The sequence below is a fragment of the Streptomyces sp. XH2 genome (assembly GCF_049725035.1).
In the GTDB taxonomy this organism is placed as follows: Bacteria; Actinomycetota; Actinomycetes; order Streptomycetales; family Streptomycetaceae; genus Streptomyces; species Streptomyces roseoverticillatus.
This window is the reverse complement of the sequence record NZ_JBMMMZ010000009.1, coordinates 22,124-42,725: the sequence shown is the minus strand read 5'-3', so window position 1 is coordinate 42,725 and position 20,602 is coordinate 22,124. Positions and strand designations below refer to the sequence as shown.

11 protein-coding genes are annotated in these 20,602 nt (G+C 74.6%); 6 read left to right on the top strand and 5 right to left on the bottom strand.

Translation table 11 applies throughout. The features are described from left to right. Nucleotides 1-14: 14 nt before the first annotated feature. A complete protein-coding gene (locus tag ACOTKD_RS19305) occupies nt 15-2,186 on the top strand; it encodes a 3-hydroxyacyl-CoA dehydrogenase NAD-binding domain-containing protein (RefSeq protein ID WP_424890215.1) in 2,172 nt (723 codons plus the stop codon). Nucleotides 2,187-2,375: 189 nt separating this feature from the next. Here ACOTKD_RS19305 and ACOTKD_RS19300 read toward each other — a convergent pair whose 3' ends face one another. Continuing rightward, nucleotides 2,376-3,173 (bottom strand): MerR family transcriptional regulator, encoded by a 798-nt coding sequence (locus ACOTKD_RS19300; RefSeq protein ID WP_424890214.1) that lies wholly within the window; start codon nt 3,171-3,173, stop codon nt 2,376-2,378. Between the two features lie 122 nt (nt 3,174-3,295). Beyond that, nucleotides 3,296-4,807 (bottom strand): M1 family metallopeptidase, encoded by a 1,512-nt coding sequence (locus tag ACOTKD_RS19295; protein WP_424890213.1) that lies wholly within the window; start codon nt 4,805-4,807, stop codon nt 3,296-3,298. A gap of 187 nt (nt 4,808-4,994) precedes the next feature. Between ACOTKD_RS19295 and ACOTKD_RS19290 the strand changes: the two genes are divergently transcribed. After that, nucleotides 4,995-6,953, top strand: a complete 1,959-nt coding sequence (locus tag ACOTKD_RS19290) for a Xaa-Pro dipeptidyl-peptidase (protein ID WP_424890212.1) — start codon at nt 4,995-4,997, stop codon at nt 6,951-6,953. A 52-nt stretch (nt 6,954-7,005) separates the two neighbouring features. Here ACOTKD_RS19290 and ACOTKD_RS19285 read toward each other — a convergent pair whose 3' ends face one another. Continuing rightward, on the bottom strand, nt 7,006-7,815 hold the full coding sequence (locus ACOTKD_RS19285; RefSeq protein ID WP_424890211.1) for a class I SAM-dependent methyltransferase: 810 nt from the start codon (nt 7,813-7,815) through the stop codon (nt 7,006-7,008). Nucleotides 7,816-8,266: 451 nt separating this feature from the next. Between ACOTKD_RS19285 and ACOTKD_RS19280 the strand changes: the two genes are divergently transcribed. The 3 genes from ACOTKD_RS19280 (at nt 8,267) to ACOTKD_RS19270 (ending at nt 15,585) form a co-directional block, all read left to right on the top strand. Beyond that, nucleotides 8,267-9,904: an ABC-F family ATP-binding cassette domain-containing protein gene (locus ACOTKD_RS19280; protein WP_424890210.1), complete on the top strand. Its 1,638-nt coding sequence runs from the start codon at nt 8,267-8,269 to the stop codon at nt 9,902-9,904. Nucleotides 9,905-10,174: 270 nt separating this feature from the next. Further along, nucleotides 10,175-14,182 carry a Pls/PosA family non-ribosomal peptide synthetase gene (locus ACOTKD_RS19275; protein WP_424890209.1) on the top strand — a complete coding sequence of 1,336 codons (4,008 nt, stop codon included), beginning with the start codon at nt 10,175-10,177 and terminating at the stop codon, nt 14,180-14,182. Continuing rightward, nucleotides 14,179-15,585 carry a M1 family metallopeptidase gene (locus tag ACOTKD_RS19270; RefSeq protein WP_424890208.1) on the top strand — a complete coding sequence of 469 codons (1,407 nt, stop codon included), beginning with the start codon at nt 14,179-14,181 and terminating at the stop codon, nt 15,583-15,585. The genes ACOTKD_RS19275 and ACOTKD_RS19270 overlap by 4 nt, the downstream gene beginning before the upstream one ends. Before the next feature lie 515 nt (nt 15,586-16,100). Here ACOTKD_RS19270 and ACOTKD_RS19265 read toward each other — a convergent pair. Continuing rightward, entirely contained in the window at nt 16,101-18,485 is a 2,385-nt protein-coding gene (locus ACOTKD_RS19265) for a Tex family protein (protein WP_424890207.1), read from the bottom strand. A 108-nt stretch (nt 18,486-18,593) separates the two neighbouring features. Next, nucleotides 18,594-19,469 carry an SCO6745 family protein gene (locus ACOTKD_RS19260; protein ID WP_424890206.1) on the bottom strand — a complete coding sequence of 292 codons (876 nt, stop codon included), beginning with the start codon at nt 19,467-19,469 and terminating at the stop codon, nt 18,594-18,596. Between the two features lie 124 nt (nt 19,470-19,593). Between ACOTKD_RS19260 and ACOTKD_RS19255 the strand changes: the two genes are divergently transcribed. Further along, complete coding sequence (locus tag ACOTKD_RS19255; RefSeq protein ID WP_424890205.1) at nt 19,594-20,574, top strand: GlxA family transcriptional regulator; 981 nt, start codon at nt 19,594-19,596, stop codon at nt 20,572-20,574. Nucleotides 20,575-20,602 lie beyond the last annotated feature (28 nt).

Sequence of the window (20,602 nt, the reverse complement as noted above, 5' to 3'; positions counted from 1 at the left end):
ACGGAGCCCCGGACATGACCGCATCCACCATCCGCTACGACCGCGACGCGGACGGCATCGTCACCCTTACCCTCGACGACCCCGCCCAGTCCGCCAACACCATGAACCAGGCCTTCAAGGCCTCCCTCACCGCGGTCGCCGACCGCCTGGAGGCGGAGCTCCGGGCCGAACCGGCGAGCGTCCGCGGTGTCGTCTTCACCTCCGCGAAGAAGTCCTTCTTCGCCGGGGGCGACCTGCGCGAGCTGATCGCCGCCACCCCCGCCGACGCGCAGCGCGTCTTCGAGGCGGGCATGACCATGAAGCGCGACCTGCGCCGCATCGAGACCCTCGGCGTGCCCGTCGTCGCCGCCGTCAACGGCGCGGCCCTCGGCGGTGGCTACGAGATCGCGCTCGCCTGCCACCACCGCGTCGCGCTCGACACCCCCGGCACGAAGATCGGCCTCCCCGAGGTCACCCTCGGCCTGCTGCCCGGAGGCGGCGGCGTCACCCGTACGGTACGGCTCCTCGGCATCACCGACGCACTGCTGAAGGTGCTGCTCCAGGGCACGCAGTACGACGCACGGCGCGCCCTGGAGGCCGGGCTCGTCCACGAGGTGGCCGCCGACCCCGACGAACTCCTCGCCAAGGCCCGGGCCTTCATCGACGCGCACCCCGCGTCGCAGCAGCCCTGGGACGTCAAGGGCTACAAGATCCCCGGCGGCACCCCGGCCAGCCCCCGCTTCGCCGCCAACCTGCCGGCCTTCCCCGCCAACCTGCGCAAGCAGCTCGGCGGCGCGCCCTACCCGGCGCCGCGCAACATCCTGGCCGCCGCGGTTGAGGGCTCCCAGGTCGACTTCGAGACCGCGCAGGTCATCGAGGCCCGCTACTTCACGGAGCTGGTCATCGGCCAGACCTCGAAGAACATGATCCAGGCGTTCTTCTTCGACCTCCAGGCCGTCAACTCCGGCGCGAGCCGCCCGGGCGACGCGGCCCCCCGCCAGGTGCGGAAGGTCGCCGTCCTCGGCGCCGGCATGATGGGCGCGGGCATCGCGTACGCCTGCGCCAAGGCCGGCATCGAGGTCGTCCTCAAGGACGTGTCGGAGGACGCCGCGCGCAGGGGCAAGGCCTACTCCGAGGGCCTGCTGGCCAAGGCGCTCGCCAAGGGCCGCACCACGGAGGAGAAGCGGGACGCCCTGCTCGCCCGCATCACCCCCACCGCGGACGTCGCCGCCCTCGCCGGGTGCGACGCCGTCATCGAGGCGGTCTTCGAGGACCCCGCGCTCAAGCAGAAGGTCTTCCAGGAGGTCCAGCAGGTCGTCGCGCCCGACGCGCTGCTGTGCTCCAACACCTCCACGCTGCCCATCACCCTCCTCGCCGAGGGCGTCGAGCGGCCCGCGGACTTCGTCGGCCTGCACTTCTTCTCGCCCGTCGACAAGATGCCGCTCGTCGAGATCATCAAGGGGGAGCGCACCGGCGACGAGGCGCTCGCCCGCGCGTTCGACCTCGTCCGGCAGATCCGCAAGACGCCCATCGTCGTCAACGACTCGCGCGGCTTCTTCACCTCGCGCGTCATCGGCCGCTTCATCAACGAGGGCGTGGCCATGATCGGCGAGGGCGCCGACCCCGCCTCGGTCGAACAGGCCGCCGCGCAGGCCGGCTACCCGGCGAAGGTGCTCTCCCTCATGGACGAGCTGACCCTCACCCTGCCCCGGAAGATCCGCGAGGAGACCCGGCGCGCGGTGGAGGCGGACGGCGGGACGTGGACGCCGCACCCCGCGGACGCGGTCATCGACCGCATGGTCGAGGAGTTCGGCCGTACGGGCCGCAGCGGGGGCGGCGGCTTCTACGACTACGTGGACGGCAAGCGGGCCGGGCTGTGGCCGGGGCTGCGCGAGCACTTCACGAAGGCGGACGGGCGGATCCCCTTCGAGGACATGAAGGAGCGCATGCTGTTCTCCGAGGCGCTGGACACGGTCCGCTGCCTGGAGGAGGGCGTCCTGACGTCCGTCGCCGACGCCAATATCGGCTCCGTCCTCGGCATCGGCTTCCCCGGCTGGACGGGCGGCGCCCTGCAGTACATCAACGGCTACGAGGGCGGCCTGCGGGGCTTCGTGACGCGGGCGCGGGAGCTGGCGGCGACGTACGGGGAGCGGTTCGAGCCGTCGGCTCTGCTGCTGGAGAAGGCGGAGCGGGGGGAACGGTTCTGACCCGGTAGGCAGGCTCGGCACCGCCGGCAGCCGCCGCGGTGGTTGCTCACCGCGGCGGCGGCGGGAAATTTCCGCCGCAGCGGCGAGCAACCACCACGTACGTGCCCGGCGGTGCCGATCCGGCCCCGGCTCCGTGCCACGGCGGCCGGAATCGCCGACAGCCGCCGTGGGGGTCGCTCGCCGCGGCCGTCAGCCCGCCGCCGAGGCGTCCTCGTACGCCGCCCGCAACTCCTCGTTCAGCGAGCGCTGGAACGCCGTGACCAGTGCCTGGATGACGAGTGGCTGCATGTGGGCGGACAGGGACTTCATCGCCGCGACGTCCGGGGTCCGCGTCTCCACCTCGTCGCGGAAGAGCCGCGACAGCTCCCGCGCGGCGGCGCGGGCGTGTTCCAGGAGCACCGTCCGGGCGGCGAGGATCGCCTCGGGCGCGATCGGCACGTCCAGCAGCCGGACGCCGAGGTGGAGGAGGCCGGGGTCGACCCGGAAGCCGCCGGCGGAGCCGTCCCGTTCCAGGATGTTCATCGCGGCGAGCCGGTCGACGTCCTCCTCGGTGAGGGCGCGGCCCGCCCGCCGCTCCAGCTCCTCCCGGCTGGTGTCCTCGGCCTCGTCCGGCATCCAGGAGGCCACGAGGGCGCGGTGGATGGCCAGGTCGTGGGCGCTGAGGCCTTCGGGGAGCCGGTTCAGGTAGCGCTCGATGGCGGCGAGGGTCAGGCCCTGGTGCTGGAGCTCCTCGATGAGGGCGAGCCGGGAGAGGTGGCGTGGCCCGTAGCGCCCGACCCGGCGGGGGCCGAGCTCGGGCGGCGGCAGGAGCCCGCGGCTGCTGTAGAAGCGCACGGTCCGCACGGTCACCCCGGCCCGGGCGGCCAGTTCGTCCACCGTCAGGGCCGGTTCGCCGGCCCCCGTCCCCGTCGCGGTTCCCGTCTCCGTCCCGGTTCCCGTCTCCGTCCCGGTTCCCGTCTCCGTCCCTGTCTCCGCCTCCGTGGCCATGGGCGGCACCTCGCTCTCTGTTCCGCACCGGTCGGTGTCGAACAGTATTGCTGTGCCACCGGTGCTGTGAAACCGGCGGCTGCCCGCCCCGCGCGATGCGCACGGGGCGGGCGCGAGCGTGGTCAGTGCCGGTGGGCGCGCTGCGCCTCCTGGATCTGCTTCCAGGACTTGGGCGGGATGAGCCCGGACGTCACGGACTTCTTGGCCTTGGCGGCCGCGCCGTCAGCGGCGGGAGCCGGCAGCGTGGCCGGCTTCGACGGCTGGAACAGCCACGTGTCGAAGAGCGGTGCGAGCTGCTTGCCGGAGGCCTTCTCGGCGAACTTCACGAAGTCCTGCACGGAGGCGTTCCCGTAACGGTTCTCCGTCGGCCACTGCTTGAGGATCGAGAAGAACGTCTTGTCCCCGACGGTGTTGCGCAGCGCCTGCAGGGCGACGGCCCCGCGGTTGTAGACGGCGCGGTCGAACTGCCGGTCCGCGCCCGGGTCGCCCGGCTTGACCTTCCAGAAGGCGTTGTCGGCGGGGAGGCTGTTGTAGACGTACTCGGCGAGCTCCTGGGCGGTGCCCTCGCCCTCCTTCTCCGACCACAGCCACTGGGCGTACGTGGCGAAGCCCTCGTTCACCCAGATGTCGCGCCAGTCCTTGACGGAGACGCTGTCACCGAACCACTGGTGGGCGAGCTCGTGCACGACGATCGACTGGTTGGCGCCGCTCGCGAACGACGAGGGGCTGTAGAAGGGCCGGGTCTGCGTCTCCAGGGCGTAGGAGGACGTCACGTTCGGCACGTACCCGCCGACGGCGGTGAAGGGGTACGGGCCGAAGACCGTGCTCTCCCAGTCGGTGATCTCGGCGGTGCGCTCGATGCTGGCCTTGGCCGAGGAGAGGTTGTCGCCGAGGTCCTTGCTGTAGGCGTTGACGACCGGCAGGCCGCTCGCCGTCGTGTCCGTGGTGATGTCGAACTTGCCGACGGCGAGGGTCGTCAGATAGCTGGCCTGGGGCTTGGTGGAGCGCCAGTTGTAGCGCGTCCAGCCGAGCTTGGAGGTCTGGGAGGCGAGCACGCCGTTGCTGATGGCCTGGACGTCGTCCGGCACGGACACGGAGATGTCGTACGTGGCCTTGTCGGTGGGGTGGTCGTTGCTCGGGAACCACCAGGCCGCCGACTCCGGCTCCTGCGCGATGACCCCGCCGTCGGGGGTGCGCTTCCACGCCGAGTAGCCGTTGATCTTCACCGCGGAGGGGACGCCGCTGTAGCGGACCACGACGCTGACGGGCTTGCCCTTCTCCAGCGGCCCGGCGGGCGTGATCTCCAGCTCGTGGTTGCCCGTCAGCCGGTGCGCCGCCTTCTTGCCGCCCACCAGCACCTCGCTCACGTCGAGCGTGAAGTCGAGGTTGAAGCGGGACAGCGCCTGGGTGGGGGTGGCGAGCAGGGTCGCCGTGCCCTCCAGACGGTCCGTCTTGGGCTGGTACTTCAGCCGCAGGTCGTAGTGGGAGACGTCGTAGCCGCCGTTGCCGGAGTCGGGGTAGTACGAGTCCCCGGCACCCGGGGCGCCGGGCGTGGCGTCCGCCGCCGAGGCCGGGACCGCGAGCAGCAGGAACGCGGCAGCGGCCGTGCTCGGAACGATGAGTCTCTGACGCACGAGTCACTCCAACTCGTAGAGGAGAACGATCACTCGAAGCCTATGTACTCACCCACCACGGGGGAATGTCCATGGCGCCTTCCGACATGTGATCGACATGCGCGCGTCATGAGGCGGGACGGCCGTCAACTCCTGAAGCCGTCTTCACCCCTTCTGTTTCCGGCCCCGGCGGCGCTACGGTCCGGCCGTGATCAGACACCGGCGGGTTTCCCGCATACCCTGGACTTCACTCGTACTGGCGGCCGTGGCCGCCCTGTTGACGGTTCTCGTGTCGCCGCCCGGCGGCGCGCAGGCCGCCCCGGCGCGCCGCGGGGAGAGCGCACCGGTCTACTCCTACGACCGCGCCGTCCGCGAATCCGTCTGGGTCGACACCCGGGTCGACGCCGACGGCGACGGCCGGACCGACCGGGTCGCCGTGGACATCATCCGGCCGCGGGAGGCGGCGGAGCAGGGCAGGCGCGTCCCCGTCATCATGGACGCGAGCCCGTACTACTCGTGCTGCGGTCGCGGCAACGAGAGCCAGAAGAAGACGTACGACGCGCAGGGCCGGCCGGTCCAGTTCCCGCTCTACTACGACAACTACTTCGTACCGCGCGGCTATGCCGTCGTCCTGGTCGACCTCGCGGGGACCAACCGCTCCGACGGATGCGTCGACATCGGCGGCCGGTCCGACATCCAGTCCGCCAAGGCCGTCGTCGACTGGCTGAACGGCCGGGCGCGCGGCTACAGCACGCGCGGCGGGACCGGCGCGGTCACGGCCGGCTGGACCACCGGGGCCGTGGGGATGATCGGCAAGAGCTACGACGGCACGATCGCGGGCGGCGTCGCCGCGACGGGCGTCGAAGGCCTGAAGACCATCGTCCCCATCGGCGCCATCAGTTCCTGGTACGACTACTACTTCGCCCAGGGCGCGGCCCTCTACGACGGCGGCCCCGACGGTCTGTCCAACGGCATCGAGAGCCCCGAGGCCCGCGGCCGCTGCCAGGCCGTACAGCGCGCGCTCGTGGAAGGCGCCCCCCGCAACGGCGACCGGACGCCGCTGTGGGAGGACCGCGACTACGTCAAGGACGCCGGGAACGTGCGCGCCAGCGTGTTCGCCGTCCACGGCATGCAGGACCTCAATGTACGAACCAAGCACTTCGGCCAGTGGTGGGACGCCCTCGCGGAGAACGGCGTCGAGCGCAAGGTCTGGCTCTCCCAGACCGGCCACGTCGACCCCTTCGACTTCCGCCGCGAGGCCTGGGTGCCCACCCTCCACCGCTGGTTCGACCACTACCTGCTCGGCTACGACAACGGCATCGAGCGCGAGCCGCTGGCGGACGTCGAGCGAGCCCCCGACCAGTGGTCCACCGACCGCGCCTGGCCGCCGGCCGGCACCCGTACGACCACGCTGCGCCCGGACGCCGGGCCCGTCGCGGGCGTCGGCACGCTCGGCCTGAAGCCCGCGCCGCAGGGCGCCACCGCCGCGTTCACCGACGACCCGAAGCTGAACGAGAGCAACTGGGCCACGGACATCGACGAGCCCACGCCCGGCAAGGCCGGCTTCGTCACCCCGCCGCTCACCCAGGACCTGCGGCTCTCCGGCTCGTCGACGGTGAGCCTGACCGTCACCCCGTCCACCTCCTCCGCCCACCTGTCCGCCGTCCTGGTGGACCTCGGGCCCGCCACCATCCGCGACTACGCGGCCTCCGGCGAGGGCATCCGCACGCTGGCGGACCGCACCTGCTGGGGCAGCGGCACCACCGGTGACAGCGCCTGCTACAAGCGCACCGAGGCGTCGAAGGCCCAGGTCGGCCACACCGTCTTCAGCCGCGGCTGGGCCGACCTCGGCCACTGGGACGACTCGGGCAAGGGCGGCCCCCTGACCCCCGGCGAGCCCTACAGCATGACGCTCGACCTCGCCGCCACCGACCACGTCGTCCCGGCGGGCCACCGCCTGGCCCTGATCGTCGCCGGCACCGACGCGGGCCTCATCGAACCCGCCTCCACCACCCCGCACGTGACGGTGGACCTCCACGACACCTCGGCGAGCCTGCCGCTCGTCGGCGGCTACGGCGCCTTCGTCCGCGCCACGTCGGGCGGCGGGCACGGCAAGCCCACCGCACCGCGCGGGCTGGGCGTGCCGTCGCTGGTGCACGTGCCGTAGGCACTGCCGGGACCCCGCCCGGGCCGGGCCCGGCACCGGTCGCCGACCGGTGTCAGGCCCGGCTCCGCGCCAGGAACAGGCTGCTCGTCACCCTCACCCCGGCGCTCCCGCCGTCCTCCTCCACGACCCGGGCCACGTCCCGGAGGAGGTGTTCGCGCACCGCCGCCGGGAGCACCCGGTAGCCGGAGAAGGAAGCGAGCAGCTCGATCAGCCCGGACGGGGAGCGTTCGTGCGTCGACGCGTACAGCCGGTGCTCCATGCCGGCGAAGCCGCCGTCCGCCTCCATCTCGCGCCACTGCCGGGCCTGCGGGCCGAGCCGGGCCGGGCGGGGGCGCGGGTCGAGGATGGTGTAGGGCGGCACGTCCGTCCCCCGCCGGGCGTGGAGGGCCGTCAACCGCTCGGCCAGCCGGCGGTCCTCCAGGTGCCAGTGGTTCCAGAAGAGGGCCACCGCCCCGCCCGGCCGCAGGGCCGCCCTCGCCCGCGCCCACCGCACCGCCGGGTCGACCCAGTGCCAGGCCTGGGCGCAGTACAGCAGCCCGTAGGGTCGGTCCGGGCGCCAGGTCTCGAAGTCGGCGACCTCGACGGCGACGTGCGGCATCCCCCTGCAGCGGCGCCGCAGCACCCGCGCCATCCGCGCGTCCGGCTCGACGCAGGTCACCGGGGTTCCGCGCGCGGCGAAGGCGAGCGTCGCCTTGCCGGTCCCGGCGCCGACCTCGACGGCGGGGACGCCCGCGGGAAGGGCGGCGAAGCCCAGGACGTCCTCGACCAGCCGGCCCGGATAGCCCGGCCGCGCCGTGTCGTACTGCTCGGCGTCGTCACCGAAGACGTGCCGCCGTTCCCGGTCGTGCTCTTCGGTCACCATGCGGCCACTGTAGGACCGGGCGGCAGGGCTCCGCGGACGGTGCGGCGCCTTCCCGTTCGCGGTGGCCTATTTGCGGTGGCAGACGAACGTCCTGGTCCCGTCGTCGCCGGTCTGGATCACGGCGCTCGCACACCCCTCCGGGCACCGCGGCGGAGCGGCGTGGGCACTGCGCTGCCGGTCGGACGGAAAACCGCACACGGAGCAGTACCACGTCGGCTTGTACGGGTACGTCACGTCCCACCACATCGCGTTGCGGCAGTGCGGGCACCTGACCAGAGGGGGGCCGTTCCGACCAGCGTTCATGGGCGGCATGCTGCCCCAGCGGAGGCGGGCCCGCGGCCGGTCCCGCGCGGTGTTCGCTCGTTCGGGCAGGGCCCGCTGCCGCCTCCCCGCACACCTCCCCGAAATCCGGTACGGGATCACCCGCGGCGCCGGTTAGAGTCGACGGGATATGAGTGCCACCCTCGTCGCCAAGAACCTGGCCGCCGGACACGGCGACCGCACCCTCTTCTCCGGGCTCGACCTCGTCGTCGCGCCCGGTGACGTCATCGGCCTCGTCGGGGCCAACGGCGCGGGGAAATCGACCCTGCTGCGGCTGCTCGCGGGGCTGGGCCGGGCCGAGGAGGGCGGGATCTCGCTCAGCCCGCCGACGGCCACCGTCGGGCACCTCCCGCAGGAGCCCGACCGGCGGCCCGGCGAGAGCGTGCGGGCCTTCCTGGCCCGCCGGACCGGCGTCGCCCAGGCGCAGGCCGACCTCGACGCCGCCACCCAGGCGCTCGTGGACGGCGCCCCCGGCGCCGACGACGCGTACGCCACGAGCCTGGACCGCTGGCTCGGGCTGGGCGGGGCCGACCTCGACGAGCGCGCCGAGGAGGTCGCCGCCACCCTCGGCCTCGCCGTGGGGCTCGACCGGCCCATGACCAGCCTCTCCGGAGGGCAGGCCGCCCGCGCCGGGCTCGCCTCCCTGCTGCTGAGCCGCTACGACGTCTTCCTCCTGGACGAGCCCACCAACGACCTCGACCTCGACGGGCTGGCCCGCCTGGAGTCCTTCGTCACCGGGCTCCGCGCCGGCACCGTCGTCGTCAGCCACGACCGCGAGTTCCTCACCCGCACCGTGACGAAGGTCCTGGAGCTCGACCTCGCCCAGCAGGAGATCCGGCTCTACGGCGGTGGCTACGCCGCCTATCTGGAGGAGCGCGAGACCGTCCGCCGGCACGCCCGCGAGGCCTACGAGGAGTACGCCGACACCCGAGCCGGCCTGGAGGCGCGCGCCCGCACCCAGCGCAACTGGATGGAGAAGGGCGTCAAGAACGCCCGCCGCAAGGCCACCGACAACGACAAGATCGGCCGCAAGTTCCGCAGCGAGGCCACCGAGAAGCAGGCCGCCAAGGCCCGGCAGACCGAGCGGCTCATCGAGCGGCTGGACGTCGTCGAGGAGCCCCGCAAGGAGTGGGAGCTGCGCATGGAGATCGCCGCGGCCCCGCGCTCCGGCGCGGTCGTGGCCACCCTGCGCGGCGCCGAGGTGCGCCGGGGCTCCTTCGCCTTCGGCCCCGCCGACCTCCAGGTCGACTGGGCCGACCGGATCGCCGTCACCGGCGCCAACGGCTCCGGCAAGTCCACGCTCCTCGCCGCGCTCCTGGGCCGGCTGCCGCTGGACGCCGGGAGCGCCACGCTCGGCCCGGGCGTCGTCGTCGGCGAGGTCGACCAGGCGCGCGCCCTCTTCTTCGGCACGGAGACCCTCCTGGAGGCCTTCGGCGCGGCCGTCCCCGAGCTCGCGCCCGCCGACGTGCGCACGCTGCTGGCGAAGTTCGGCCTGAAGGCCGACCACGTGCTGCGCCCGGCCGCCACCCTCTCGCCGGGGGAGCGGACGCGCTCGGCACTGGCCCTGCTCCAGGCCCGCGGAGTGAACCTCCTGGTCCTGGACGAGCCCACGAACCACCTGGACCTGCCGGCCATCGAGCAGCTGGAGTCCGCCCTCGCCTCGTACAACGGCACGCTGCTCCTGGTCACGCACGACCGCCGGATGCTGGACGCGGTCCACACCACCCGTCGCATAGAGGTTTCACAGGGACGGCTTACGGAGCTCTGACACCGCTGCCCGCGAGTGTCCGAAAACAACCCCAGGTATAGGCCAAACCTTCCCCAAGACGCACGGCCGTCCCTGCTGACCTGCCGCCCGTAAAAGCCCTGCGGCGCACGGGACATCACGGTTTCTCGAGGCTGTACGGACTCTGTTCGATTTACGGAATGTTGGCCCCGGGATACGAACCGGTTTCACACGACCCGCCGTCTGTGGGTGCGGACGTCCGACGGACGCCCGCACCACCACCGCACCACGGCATCAAGTGAGGCCGCCCCGATGTCCCACCCCACCGTCTCCGTACCCGGCACCCCCCACAGACCCCGGGCGCTCTACGACGGCACCCCGCCGGCCCCGCCGCGCACCCTGCTCGACATCCTCGACGCCACCGCGGCGCGCCACCCCGGCGCCCCCGCCCTCGACGCCGCCGGGGAGGTCCTCACCTACCGGGCCCTGTGCGACGAGGTCGCCCGCCGCGCCGCGTTCCTGCACCGCGCCGGCATCGGCCCCGGCGACCGCGTGGGCGTCCGCGTCCCCTCCGGCACCGCCGACCTCTACCTCTCGATCCTCGCGGTCCTGCGCTGCGGCGCCGCCTACGTGCCCGTCGACGCCGACGACCCCGACGAGCGCGCCGCCACCGTCTTCGGCGAGGCCGGCGTCACCGCCGTCCTCGGCGCCGGCGGCCGCCTCACGCCCACGGGCACGCGGCCCCGGCAGGCCGCGGCGGGCCCCCGCCCCGTCCGCCCCGGCGACGACGCCTGGATCATCTTCACCTCCGGCTCCACCGGCGCCCCCAAGGGCGTCGCCGTCACCCACCGCAGCGCCGCCGCCTTCGTGGACGCCGAGGCCGGGCTGTTCCTCCAGGACGCGCCCCTCGGCCCCGGCGACCGGGTGCTGGCCGGCCTGTCCGTGGCCTTCGACGCCTCCTGCGAGGAGATGTGGCTGGCCTGGCGGCACGGCGCCTGCCTCGTCCCCGCCCCCCGCTCCCTCGTCCGCGCCGGCCACGAACTCGGGCCCTGGCTCGCCGAGCGCGGCATCACCGTCGTCTCGACCGTGCCCACCCTGGCCGCGCTCTGGCCCCCGGAGACCCTCGACCAGGTGCGCCTGCTGATCGTCGGCGGCGAGGCCTGCCCCGCGGCGCTCGTCTCCCGCTTCGCCGTGCCCGGCCGCGAGATGTGGAACACCTACGGCCCCACCGAGACCACCGTCGTCGCCTGCGCCGCGCGCCTGCTGCCCGGCGAACCCGTACGCATCGGGCTGCCCCTCGCCGGCTGGCGGCTGGCCGTCGTCGACGAGGCCGGGGAAGCCGTGCCGTACGGCGCCGAGGGCGAACTCGTCGTCGCCGGCGCCGGGAACGCCCGCTACCTCGACCCCGCCAAGGACGCCGACCGCTTCCGCCCCTCGCCCGCCCTCGGCGACCCCCGCGCCTACCGCACCGGCGACCTCGTCCGGGCCGACCTCGAGGGCCTGGTCTTCGCGGGCCGCGCCGACGACCAGATCAAGCTCGGCGGGCGGCGCGTCGAACTCGGCGAGATCGACGCCGCGCTCGGCGCCCTGCCGGGCGTCCGCGGGGCCGCCGCGGCCGTGCGCAGCACGCCCGCCGGCGGGCACGTCCTCGTCGGCTACGTCGTGCCGGACGCCTCCTACCGGCGCGAGGAGGCCAGGGCGCTGCTGGCCGAGCGCCTCCCCGCCGCGCTCGTGCCCGTCCTCACCGAACTCGGCGACCTGCCCACCCGCACCTCCGGCAAGGTCGACCGCGACGCCCTGCCCTGGCCGCCGCCGGAGCCCGCCGGAGACGACGGCGAACTCCACGGCACGGCCGCCCGCCTGGCCGGCCTGTGGGAGCTCCACCTCGGCACCCGGCCCGCCGCCGGCTCCGACTTCACCGCCCTCGGCGGCACCAGCCTCACCGCCGCCCGCATGGCCTCCGCCCTGCGCGAGCACCACCCCGGGGTCTCCGTGGCCGGCCTCTACCGGCACCCGGTCCTGCGCGACATGGCCGCCCACCTCGACTCCCTCGCCACCTCCGCCCCGCCGGAGGGCGCCGCCGCGCGCACCGTCCGACCCGTGCGCAGACGCGCCGGCGCGGCCCAGATCCTCGTGCAGACCGCCCTGTTCGGCGTCGCCGGGCTGCGCGGGCTCGTCGCCCTCGCCGCCGCCGACGACATCCTCGGCCTGCTGGCACCCCGGCAATGGGCCCCGCACACCTCCTGGTGGCTGGTCCTGGCCGGCTGGCTCGTCCTGCTCAGCGCCCCCGCCCGGCTCGCCGTCGGCGCCACGGCCGCCCGCCTGCTGACCCGCGGCATCGCGCCCGGCACGTACCGGCGCGGCAGCCGCGTCCACCTCCGGCTCTGGACCGCCGAACGCACCGTCGCCTCCTTCGGGGTCCCGGCGCTCCTGGGCACCCCGTGGGCCGCCCGGTACGCGCGGGCCCTCGGCTGCGCCACCGGCCGCGGCGTGGCCCTGCACGCGATGCCGCCCGTGACCGGCCTCGCCACCCTCGCCGACGGCTGCTCCGTGGAGCCCGAGGCCGACATCGCCGGCTGGTGGCTCGACGGCGACGACCTGCACATCGGCCGCGTCACCCTCGGCGCCGGAGCCCGCGCCGGCCACCGCAGCACGATGATGCCCGGAGCGACCCTCCACCCGGGCGCCGAACTCGCGCCCGGAGCCTGCCTGGACGGCCACGCCGCGGCGGGGGAGCGGTGGGAGGGCTCGCCGGCCCGCAGCGCCGGCCGGGCCGAACCCGTACCGGCCGGGCCCCCCGCGCTCCCCTCCCTCCGGGCGAAGGCCGCCTACGCCCTCACGCTGGCCGCCCTGCCCCTCCTGCCGTTCCTCGCCGCCCTGCCCGCGCTCGTCGGCACCTACTACCTCGTCAAGGACTGCACCACCCTGCTGTCCGTGTCCCTGACCCTGCTCGCCGCCGTCCCGGTGCTCACCGTCGCCGGCAGCCTGTCCTGGGCCCTCCTCGTCGCCGGCGCGGTCCGGCTGCTCGGCCGCGGCCTCCGGCCCGGCGACCACCCCGCATGGGGCGCCGTCGCCTGGCGCGCCTGGCTCGTCACCCGGCTCCTGGACGGCGCCCGGACGAGCCTCTTCCCGCTCTACGCGAGCCTCGCCACGCCCGTGTGGCTGCGCCTCCTGGGAGCCCGCGTCGGCCGGCGCGCCGAGATCTCGACCGTCCTCCCCCTGCCCTCCCTCCTCACCGTCGACGACGGGGCCTTCCTCGCCGACGACACGCTCGTCGCCCCGTACGAACTGCGCGGCGGGCGGCTCCGCCTGGGCACCGCGCACATCGGCCGGCGCGCCTTCGTCGGCAACTCCGGCATCGTCGGCCCCGGCCGCCGCGTGCCCGACCACGCCCTGATCGGCGTCCTCTCCGACGCCCCCGAGCACAGCGAACCCGGCAGCTCCTGGCTCGGCCGCCCCGCCATGCCCCTGCCGCGCAAGGCGGCCGCCGCCGACGCGCACCGCACCTTCGAGCCGCCGCGCCGCCTGGTGGCCGCCCGCGCCGCCGTCGAACTGTGCCGCGTCCTCCCGCTGATGGCCGGCTTCGCCCTCGCGGAACTCGTCTTCCTCGCCGAGCAGGACGCCCTCGACACCGGCGGCCTGCTCCTCGCCGCCGCGGTGGGCGCCCCGCTGCTGCTGGCCGCCGGCCTCGTCGCCGGACTGACCACCACCGCGGCCAAGTGGCTCCTCGTGGGCCGCTTCACCGCCGGCGAGCAACCCCTGTGGTCCTCGTTCGTCTGGCGCAACGAGCTCTACGACACCTTCGTCGAGACCCTCGCCGTGCCGTGGCTGGCCGGCCCGTTCACCGGCACGCCCGTCCTCAACTGGTGGCTGCGCAGCCTCGGGGCACGCATCGGCCGCGGCGTCTGGTGCGACACGCACTGGCTGCCCGAGACCGACCTCGTCTCCCTGGGCGACGGCGTCACCGTGGGCCGCGGCTGCGTCCTGCAGACCCACCTCTTCCACGACCGGATCATGCGCATGGACGCCGTCCGCCTCGACGCCGGCGCGTCCCTCGGCCCGCACGGCATCGTCCTGCCCGGCAGCACCGTCGGCGCGGGCGTCTCCCTCGCCCCGGCCTCCCTCGTCATGCGCGGCGAGACCGTCCCGGCCGGCACCCGCTGGGCCGGCAACCCGATCGCGGGCGCGGCGCCCCTCCCGGGGGGCGGGGACAGCGCCGGACGGCACCGGGGAAGCACCGCGCGCCCCGCCGCGGCCGCCCTGTGCGCAGCCGGAGCCGGCACGGGATCCGCCGTCGTCCCGCCCGGGAGCACGGCATGAGCCTGTGGGAGCGTCTCCGCTGCAGCCGCCGCGGCCTGTTCACGGCCGCGGCGGCCCTCCCGCTGACCGCGGCCGCCGCCGACACCGCCGCCCCGCAGGGCGGCGGCCCGCGCTACGTCCCCCGCAACGGCTCCGACGGCCCCCGCACCCTCTCCTACGACCTGACGCTCGGCTACGACCCCCGCCGGGCCCGGCTCGACGGCCACGCCCGCATCCGGGCCGTCGCCAACGAACGCACCGGCCGCATCGCCCTCGACCTCGCCCGGCTGAAGGTGCGCGCCGCCTACCTGGACGGACAGCCCGTCACCGTGCACCAGCACGGCGGCAAGGCGGTGCTCGCCGCCCCGCGGCCCCTCGCCGCCGGCCGTGCCTTCGTCGCCGACGTCCACTACGGCGGCAGGCCCGGGCCCGTCCGCACGCCGTTCGGGCCCATCGGCTGGGACCGCACGGGGGACGCCCACGGCGGCACCCTCGTCGCCTCCCAGCCGGTCGGCGCCCCGTCGTGGTTCCCCTGCAACGACCGCCCCGACGACAAGGCCGCCTACACCTTCAGCGTCACCGTGCCCCGCGGCCACCACGTCCTGGCCAACGGCACCCTCCAGGAACGCCGGGAGACCGAGGACTCCACCGCCTGGACCTACCACCACCCCGGGCCCATGGCCTCCTACCTCGCGGCCGTCTGCACCGGCCGCTTCACCCACGACACCCGCGGCACCTTCCGCAACGCCTACCCCACCGACCTCGCCGAACAGGCCCGCCACGACCTGGCCCGGCAGCCGCGGATGCTGCGCGCCTTCAGCGGCTGGTTCGGCCCCTACCCGTTCGAGACCTACGGCGCCGTCGTCGTCGACGCGGACCTCGCGGCGCCCGTCGAGAACCAGACCCTGTCCGTCTTCGGCCGCAACCACGTCGACGGCCGGCGCGGCTCCGAGACCCTCGTCGCCCACGAACTCGCCCACCAGTGGTTCGGCAACAGCGCCGGCATCGCCGACTGGCGGCACATCTGGCTCAACGAGGGCTTCGCCACGTACGCGGAGTGGCTGTGGTCCGAACACCTCGGCGAGGACGACGCGGACACGCTCGCCCGGGCGGCCCGGCACGACCTCGCCTGCCGCGGGCAGGACCTGTGCATCGCCGACCCCGGCCCGCGGCAGCTCTTCGACGACCGGGTCTACGTACGCGGCGCGTGCACCCTCCACGCCCTGCGGCTCGCTGTCGGCGACGACCGCTTCTTCCGCACCCTGCGGACGTGGCACGCGGCGCACCGGGGTTCGACGGCGGACACGGAACGCTTCGTGTCCCACGCGGAGGGGGTGGCGGACCGTCCGCTGCGTCCCTTGCTGGCCGCGTGGCTGTACGGGGCCCCGGTCCCGCGGTTCTCCTCCGGAGAGGGGGCGGACTGACGTCCCTGCGGCCCGGCTGGGCACCGCCGGCCAACCACGTTGCGGCTGCGCGCCGTCACGACGGAACAGATCTGCCCGACGGCGAAGTGCCACGACGGCGGGGGCCCGGCGGTCACGGTCGGGCCGCGGCCCGGTACCGCCGGTCTGCCACGTGACGGTTCTCGCCGTTGCGGCGGAAGAAAGGGGGCTTGCCACGACCGGCGGGTGGAGTGTCACCGCCGTGGCCCCGCGAAAAGTGCCCGCCGCGACGGTGATGTGCCACGACGGCGAGGGTCCGGCGCGAGTGGTGACGCCCGAGGCTCGATCGTCGTCGGGTGCGGCCCGGTCCGGCACCGCCGGGCTGCCACGTGGTGGCTTATCGCCGTTGCGGCGGAGGAAGGTTCCCCGCTGCAACGGCGCAGCGAACCGGCGCCGCAAGCGAAAGAACGCCCGCCGCAACGGCGAGTCACCACGATGTCGAGGGCCCGGCGGAATGGGGGCCGCCGGGCCCCGTACGTACGTCGTTTCCCTCCGCGCTAGCGGAGCCCCGCGCGGCGCAGCGCCTCCGCCATCGCGTCGTTGACCGGCGGAGCCGCATCGCGCGAGCCGCCGCGCCGCTGCTGCGGCGCGCCACCGCCCCGGCGGCCCGAGCCGCGCTCGGCACCCCGATCGGCACCCCGCTCGGGGCGCTGGCGCCCCCCGCCCCCGCCGGACGACGACGCCGCGTCGTCGTCGAGCCGCAGCGTCAGCGAGATCCGCTTGCGCGGGATGTCGACGTCCATGACCTTGACCCGCACGATGTCACCCGGCTTGACGACGTCCCGCGGGTCCTTCACGAACGTCCGGGACATGGCCGACACGTGCACGAGCCCGTCCTGGTGGACGCCGACGTCCACGAACGCCCCGAACGCGGCCACGTTGGTGACGACGCCCTCCAGGATCATCCCCGCCCGCAGGTCGCCGATCTTCTCGACGCCTTCCTTGAAGCTCGCCGTCTTGAACGCGGGTCGCGGGTCGCGGCCGGGCTTCTCCAGCTCGCGCAGGATGTCGGTGACGGTCGGCAGACCGAAGGTCGTGTCGACGAAGTCGCCGGGCCGCAGGGAGCGCAGCACGGACGTGTTGCCGATGAGGGAGGCGACCTCGCCGCCGGTGCTCTTCACCATCTTCCGCACCACGGGGTAGGCCTCGGGGTGGACGCTGGAGGCGTCCAGCGGGTCGTCCCCGCCGCGGATGCGCAGGAAGCCCGCGCACTGCTCGTACGCCTTGGGGCCGAGCCGGGCCACGTCCTTCAGCGCCCGGCGGGAGCGGAAGGGGCCGTTGGCGTCGCGGTGGGCGACGATGTTCTCGGCGAGGCCGGAGCTGATGCCGGAGACGCGCGCGAGCAGCGGCGCGGACGCGGTGTTGACGTCGACGCCGACGCCGTTGACGCAGTCCTCCACGACGGCGTCGAGCGAGCGGGACAGCTTCACCTCGGACAGGTCGTGCTGGTACTGGCCGACGCCGATCGACTTGGGGTCGATCTTGACGAGCTCGGCGAGCGGGTCCTGCAGACGGCGGGCGATCGAGACCGCGCCGCGCAGCGAGACGTCCAGCCCGGGCAGCTCCTGGGAGGCGAACGCGGAGGCGGAGTAGACCGAGGCGCCGGCCTCGGAGACCATCACCTTGGTGAGCTTCAGCTCCGGGTGACGGGAGATCAGGTCGGCCGCCAGCCGGTCCGTCTCGCGGGAGGCCGTGCCGTTGCCGATGGCGACGAGCTCGACGCCGTGCTCCCGGGCGAGCCGGGCCAGCGTCGCGAGCGAGGCGTCCCACTTGTTCTGCGGGACGTGCGGGTAGATCGTCTCGGTGGCGGCGACCTTGCCCGTCGCGTCCACGACGGCGACCTTCACGCCCGTGCGGAAGCCGGGGTCGAGGCCCATCGTGGCGCGGGTGCCGGCCGGCGCGGCGAGCAGCAGGTCGCGCAGGTTCGCCGCGAAGACGCGGACCGCCTCGTCCTCGGCGGCCTGGCGCAGCCGCAGCCGCAGGTCGATGCCGAGGTGGACGAGGACGCGCGTGCGCCAGGCCCAGCGCACCGTGTCGCCCAGCCACTTGTCCGCCGGCCGGCCCCGGTCGGCGATGCCGAAGCGCTGGGCGATCATCTGCTCGTACGAGGAGGGCCCCGCGGGCGCCTCGTCCGCCGGCTCGGGCTCCAGGGTGAGGTCGAGGACCTCTTCCTTCTCGCCGCGCAGCATGGCGAGCACCCGGTGCGAGGGCAGCTCGGTGAAGGGCTCGGCGAAGTCGAAGTAGTCGGCGAACTTCGCGCCCTCCTCCTCCTTGCCCTCGCGGACCTTCGCGGCGACGCGCCCGCGCGTCCACATGCGCTCGCGCAGCTCGCCGATCAGGTCGGCGTCCTCGCCGAAGCGCTCGGTGAGGATGGCCCGCGCGCCCTCCAGCGCCGCGGCGGCGTCCGCGACGCCCTTGTCCGCGTCGGCGAAGGCGGCGGCTGCGGCGAGCGGCTCGGTGCCCGGGTCGGCGAGCAGCCCCTCCGCCAGCGGCTCCAGGCCGGCCTCCCGCGCGATCTGCGCCTTCGTGCGCCGCTTGGGCTTGAAGGGCAGGTAGATGTCCTCCAGCCGGGCCTTGGAGTCGGCCGCGTGGATGCGCGCCTCCAGCGCCTCGTCCAGCTTGCCCTGGGAGCGCACGGACTCCAGGACCGCCGTGCGGCGCTCCTCCAGCTCGCGCAGGTACCTCAGCCGCTCCTCGACGGTGCGCAGCTGCGCATCGTCGAGCATCTCGGTGGCCTCCTTGCGGTAGCGGGCGATGAACGGCACGGTCGAACCGCCGTCGAGCAAGTCGACCGCGGCCTTCACCTGCCGCTCCCGCACGCCGAGCTCCTCGGCGATCCTGCCTTCGATCGACGCCCCGGGCGACGCACCAATTGCCGTCACGATCACGCTCCGCTTTCTCTTCGGGCTGCGGACTGCATTGTGGCAGGTGCCGCCGACAGCGCCGCGCGCGAGCCGCGCGGCGCCCCGTGTTTCGGCGCCGGTGCCGCCTCAGCCGTTGCCGAGGAGGTCGGCCGGGAACGCGCCCGCCGCCACCGCGGCCGCGGCGAAGCCCTTGCCCAGCTCGGTGAGGCGCGCCACGCCCGCCGCGCCCAGGTGTTCGTACGGCGCGGCGTCGAGGCGGTCCGTCTCGTCCTCCAGCTCGTCGCGCAGCGCGGCGCCCGCCGCCGTCAGCTCGCCGGCCCCGTCCAGCAGTCCGCGCGCCCGCAGCCGCTCCCGGCCGGCATTCAGCTCCTCCACGGCCCAGCCGCGCGTCCGGACGAGCCACTTGTCGCTCATGCCGCCGCCGGTGGCGCTGTGGCTGAGGAGCGCCTCGACCGGGTCGAGGCCCGCCCGTACGAGCGCCATGACGTGACCGTCGCCGCGGTGCTCGCGCAGCAGCGTGGCGGCGTGCCAGAGCGCGAGGTGGGGGGCCTCGGGCACGGGCAGGTCGGCGTGGGCGGAGTACAGGGGGCGGCCGCCGCGGCAGCAGCCCTCGGTGGCGCGCAGGGCGAGCTCCGCCGCCTCGGCCATCTCCGGGGAGGCGACCGCGTCCTCGCCGAGCAGGCGGCGCAGCGTGCCGTCGGCCGCGCGCAGCCGCGCGGCGAGGACGTCCTGCGGGGCGGCGACGTCCCAGACGCCCGGGAGGTGACGGGCGATCCGCTCGTGCTTGTAGTTGTAGAAGGCGGCCGTGACCGGGCCGGCGCCGACGCGCCCGAACGCGGCCGTCCGCCCGGCGATGTTGACCGAGGAGAAGTCCTCGAGCCCCAGGGCGCCCATCTCCCGCACGATCTCGGGCGAGAAGTACACAGTGGCGTGCAGGGTGTTGAGGGGCTGCTGACAGCGGCGGGCGGCGCGCTCCGGCAGGGCCCCGTTGAGAGAAGTCATGCGGTGCACGCTACCGACTGGTCGGTACGCCGGGAAGGGCGGTGCCCCGCGCCCCGCTGCGATGGCAGGAAAGGTGGGGTGTTCGTCATTGCGGACACATGACCGGACGATCAGCATGGTGAGCATGACGCACCGCCGCACGCAGCGCCGCACCGTGCTGATCGTCCTGTTCGACGAGGTCCAGAGCCTCGACTTCACGGGCCCCGCCGAAGTGTTCGTGGGAGCGGGGCAGTGGACCGGCGACCCCGGCACGTACCGCGTGCACACCGCCACCCTCGACGGCGGCCCCGTGCGCACCAGCAGCGGCCTGCGCGTCACGCCCGACTCCGCGCTGCACGACGCCCCCGCCGCGCACACCCTCCTCGTGCCCGGCGGCGAGGGCACGCGCACCCCCGACCTCCGCCTCATCGCCTGGCTGCGCGAGCACGCGCCGCGCGCGGAGCGCGTGGTGTCGGTGTGCACGGGCTCCTTCCTGCTCGCCGCCGCCGGCCTGCTGGAGGGCCGCCGCGCGACGACCCACTGGGCGTTCTGCGCCGCCCTCGCCGCGCGCTTCCCCTCCGTCCGCGTGGAGCCCGACCCCATCTACGTACGCGACGGGAACGTCGTCACCTCGGCCGGCGTCACCGCCGGCATCGACCTCGCCCTCGCCCTCGTCGAGGACGACCTGGGCCGCGAACCGGCGCTCGCCGTCGCCCGCAACCTCGTGGTCTTCCTGCGCCGCCCCGGAAACCAGACCCAGTTCAGCGCCCCGCTCGCGGCCCAGACCGCGAGCCGTCCACGGCTGCGCGACGTCCAGCACTGGATCGTCGAGAACCCCGCGGCCGACCTGTCCGTCGAGGCGCTCGCCGCCCGCGCGGACCTCTCCCCGCGGCACTTCGCCCGCGCCTTCCACAGCGAGACCGGCATGACACCGGGCCGCTACGTCGACCGGGTCCGCCTGGAGGCCGCGCGCCGGCAGCTGGAGGACACCGGCGACGGCGTCGAGGAGGTCTCGCGCGCCTGCGGCTACGGCACGCCCGAGGCCATGCGCCGCGCCTTCGTCCGCGCCCTGGGCACCCCGCCCGCCGAGTACCGGCGCCGCTTCCGCCCGCTGACCGCGGCCTGACCGGCCGCGGCCGCCACCGAACGAAACG

What these genes read in the sequence shown, in the direction of transcription:
- ACOTKD_RS19275 (WP_424890209.1), top strand. Translation starts at nt 10,175, where the DNA reads ATGTCCCACCCCACCGTCTCCGTACCCGGCACCCCCCACAGACCCCGG.
- ACOTKD_RS19280 (WP_424890210.1), top strand. Translation starts at nt 8,267, where the DNA reads ATGAGTGCCACCCTCGTCGCCAAGAACCTGGCCGCCGGACACGGCGAC.
- ACOTKD_RS19255 (WP_424890205.1), top strand. Translation starts at nt 19,594, where the DNA reads ATGACGCACCGCCGCACGCAGCGCCGCACCGTGCTGATCGTCCTGTTC.
- ACOTKD_RS19285 (WP_424890211.1), bottom strand. Translation starts at nt 7,815, where the DNA reads ATGGTGACCGAAGAGCACGACCGGGAACGGCGGCACGTCTTCGGTGAC.
- ACOTKD_RS19300 (WP_424890214.1), bottom strand. Translation starts at nt 3,173, where the DNA reads ATGGCCACGGAGGCGGAGACAGGGACGGAGACGGGAACCGGGACGGAG.
- ACOTKD_RS19305 (WP_424890215.1), top strand. Translation starts at nt 15, where the DNA reads ATGACCGCATCCACCATCCGCTACGACCGCGACGCGGACGGCATCGTC.
- ACOTKD_RS19270 (WP_424890208.1), top strand. Translation starts at nt 14,179, where the DNA reads ATGAGCCTGTGGGAGCGTCTCCGCTGCAGCCGCCGCGGCCTGTTCACG.
- ACOTKD_RS19260 (WP_424890206.1), bottom strand. Translation starts at nt 19,469, where the DNA reads ATGACTTCTCTCAACGGGGCCCTGCCGGAGCGCGCCGCCCGCCGCTGT.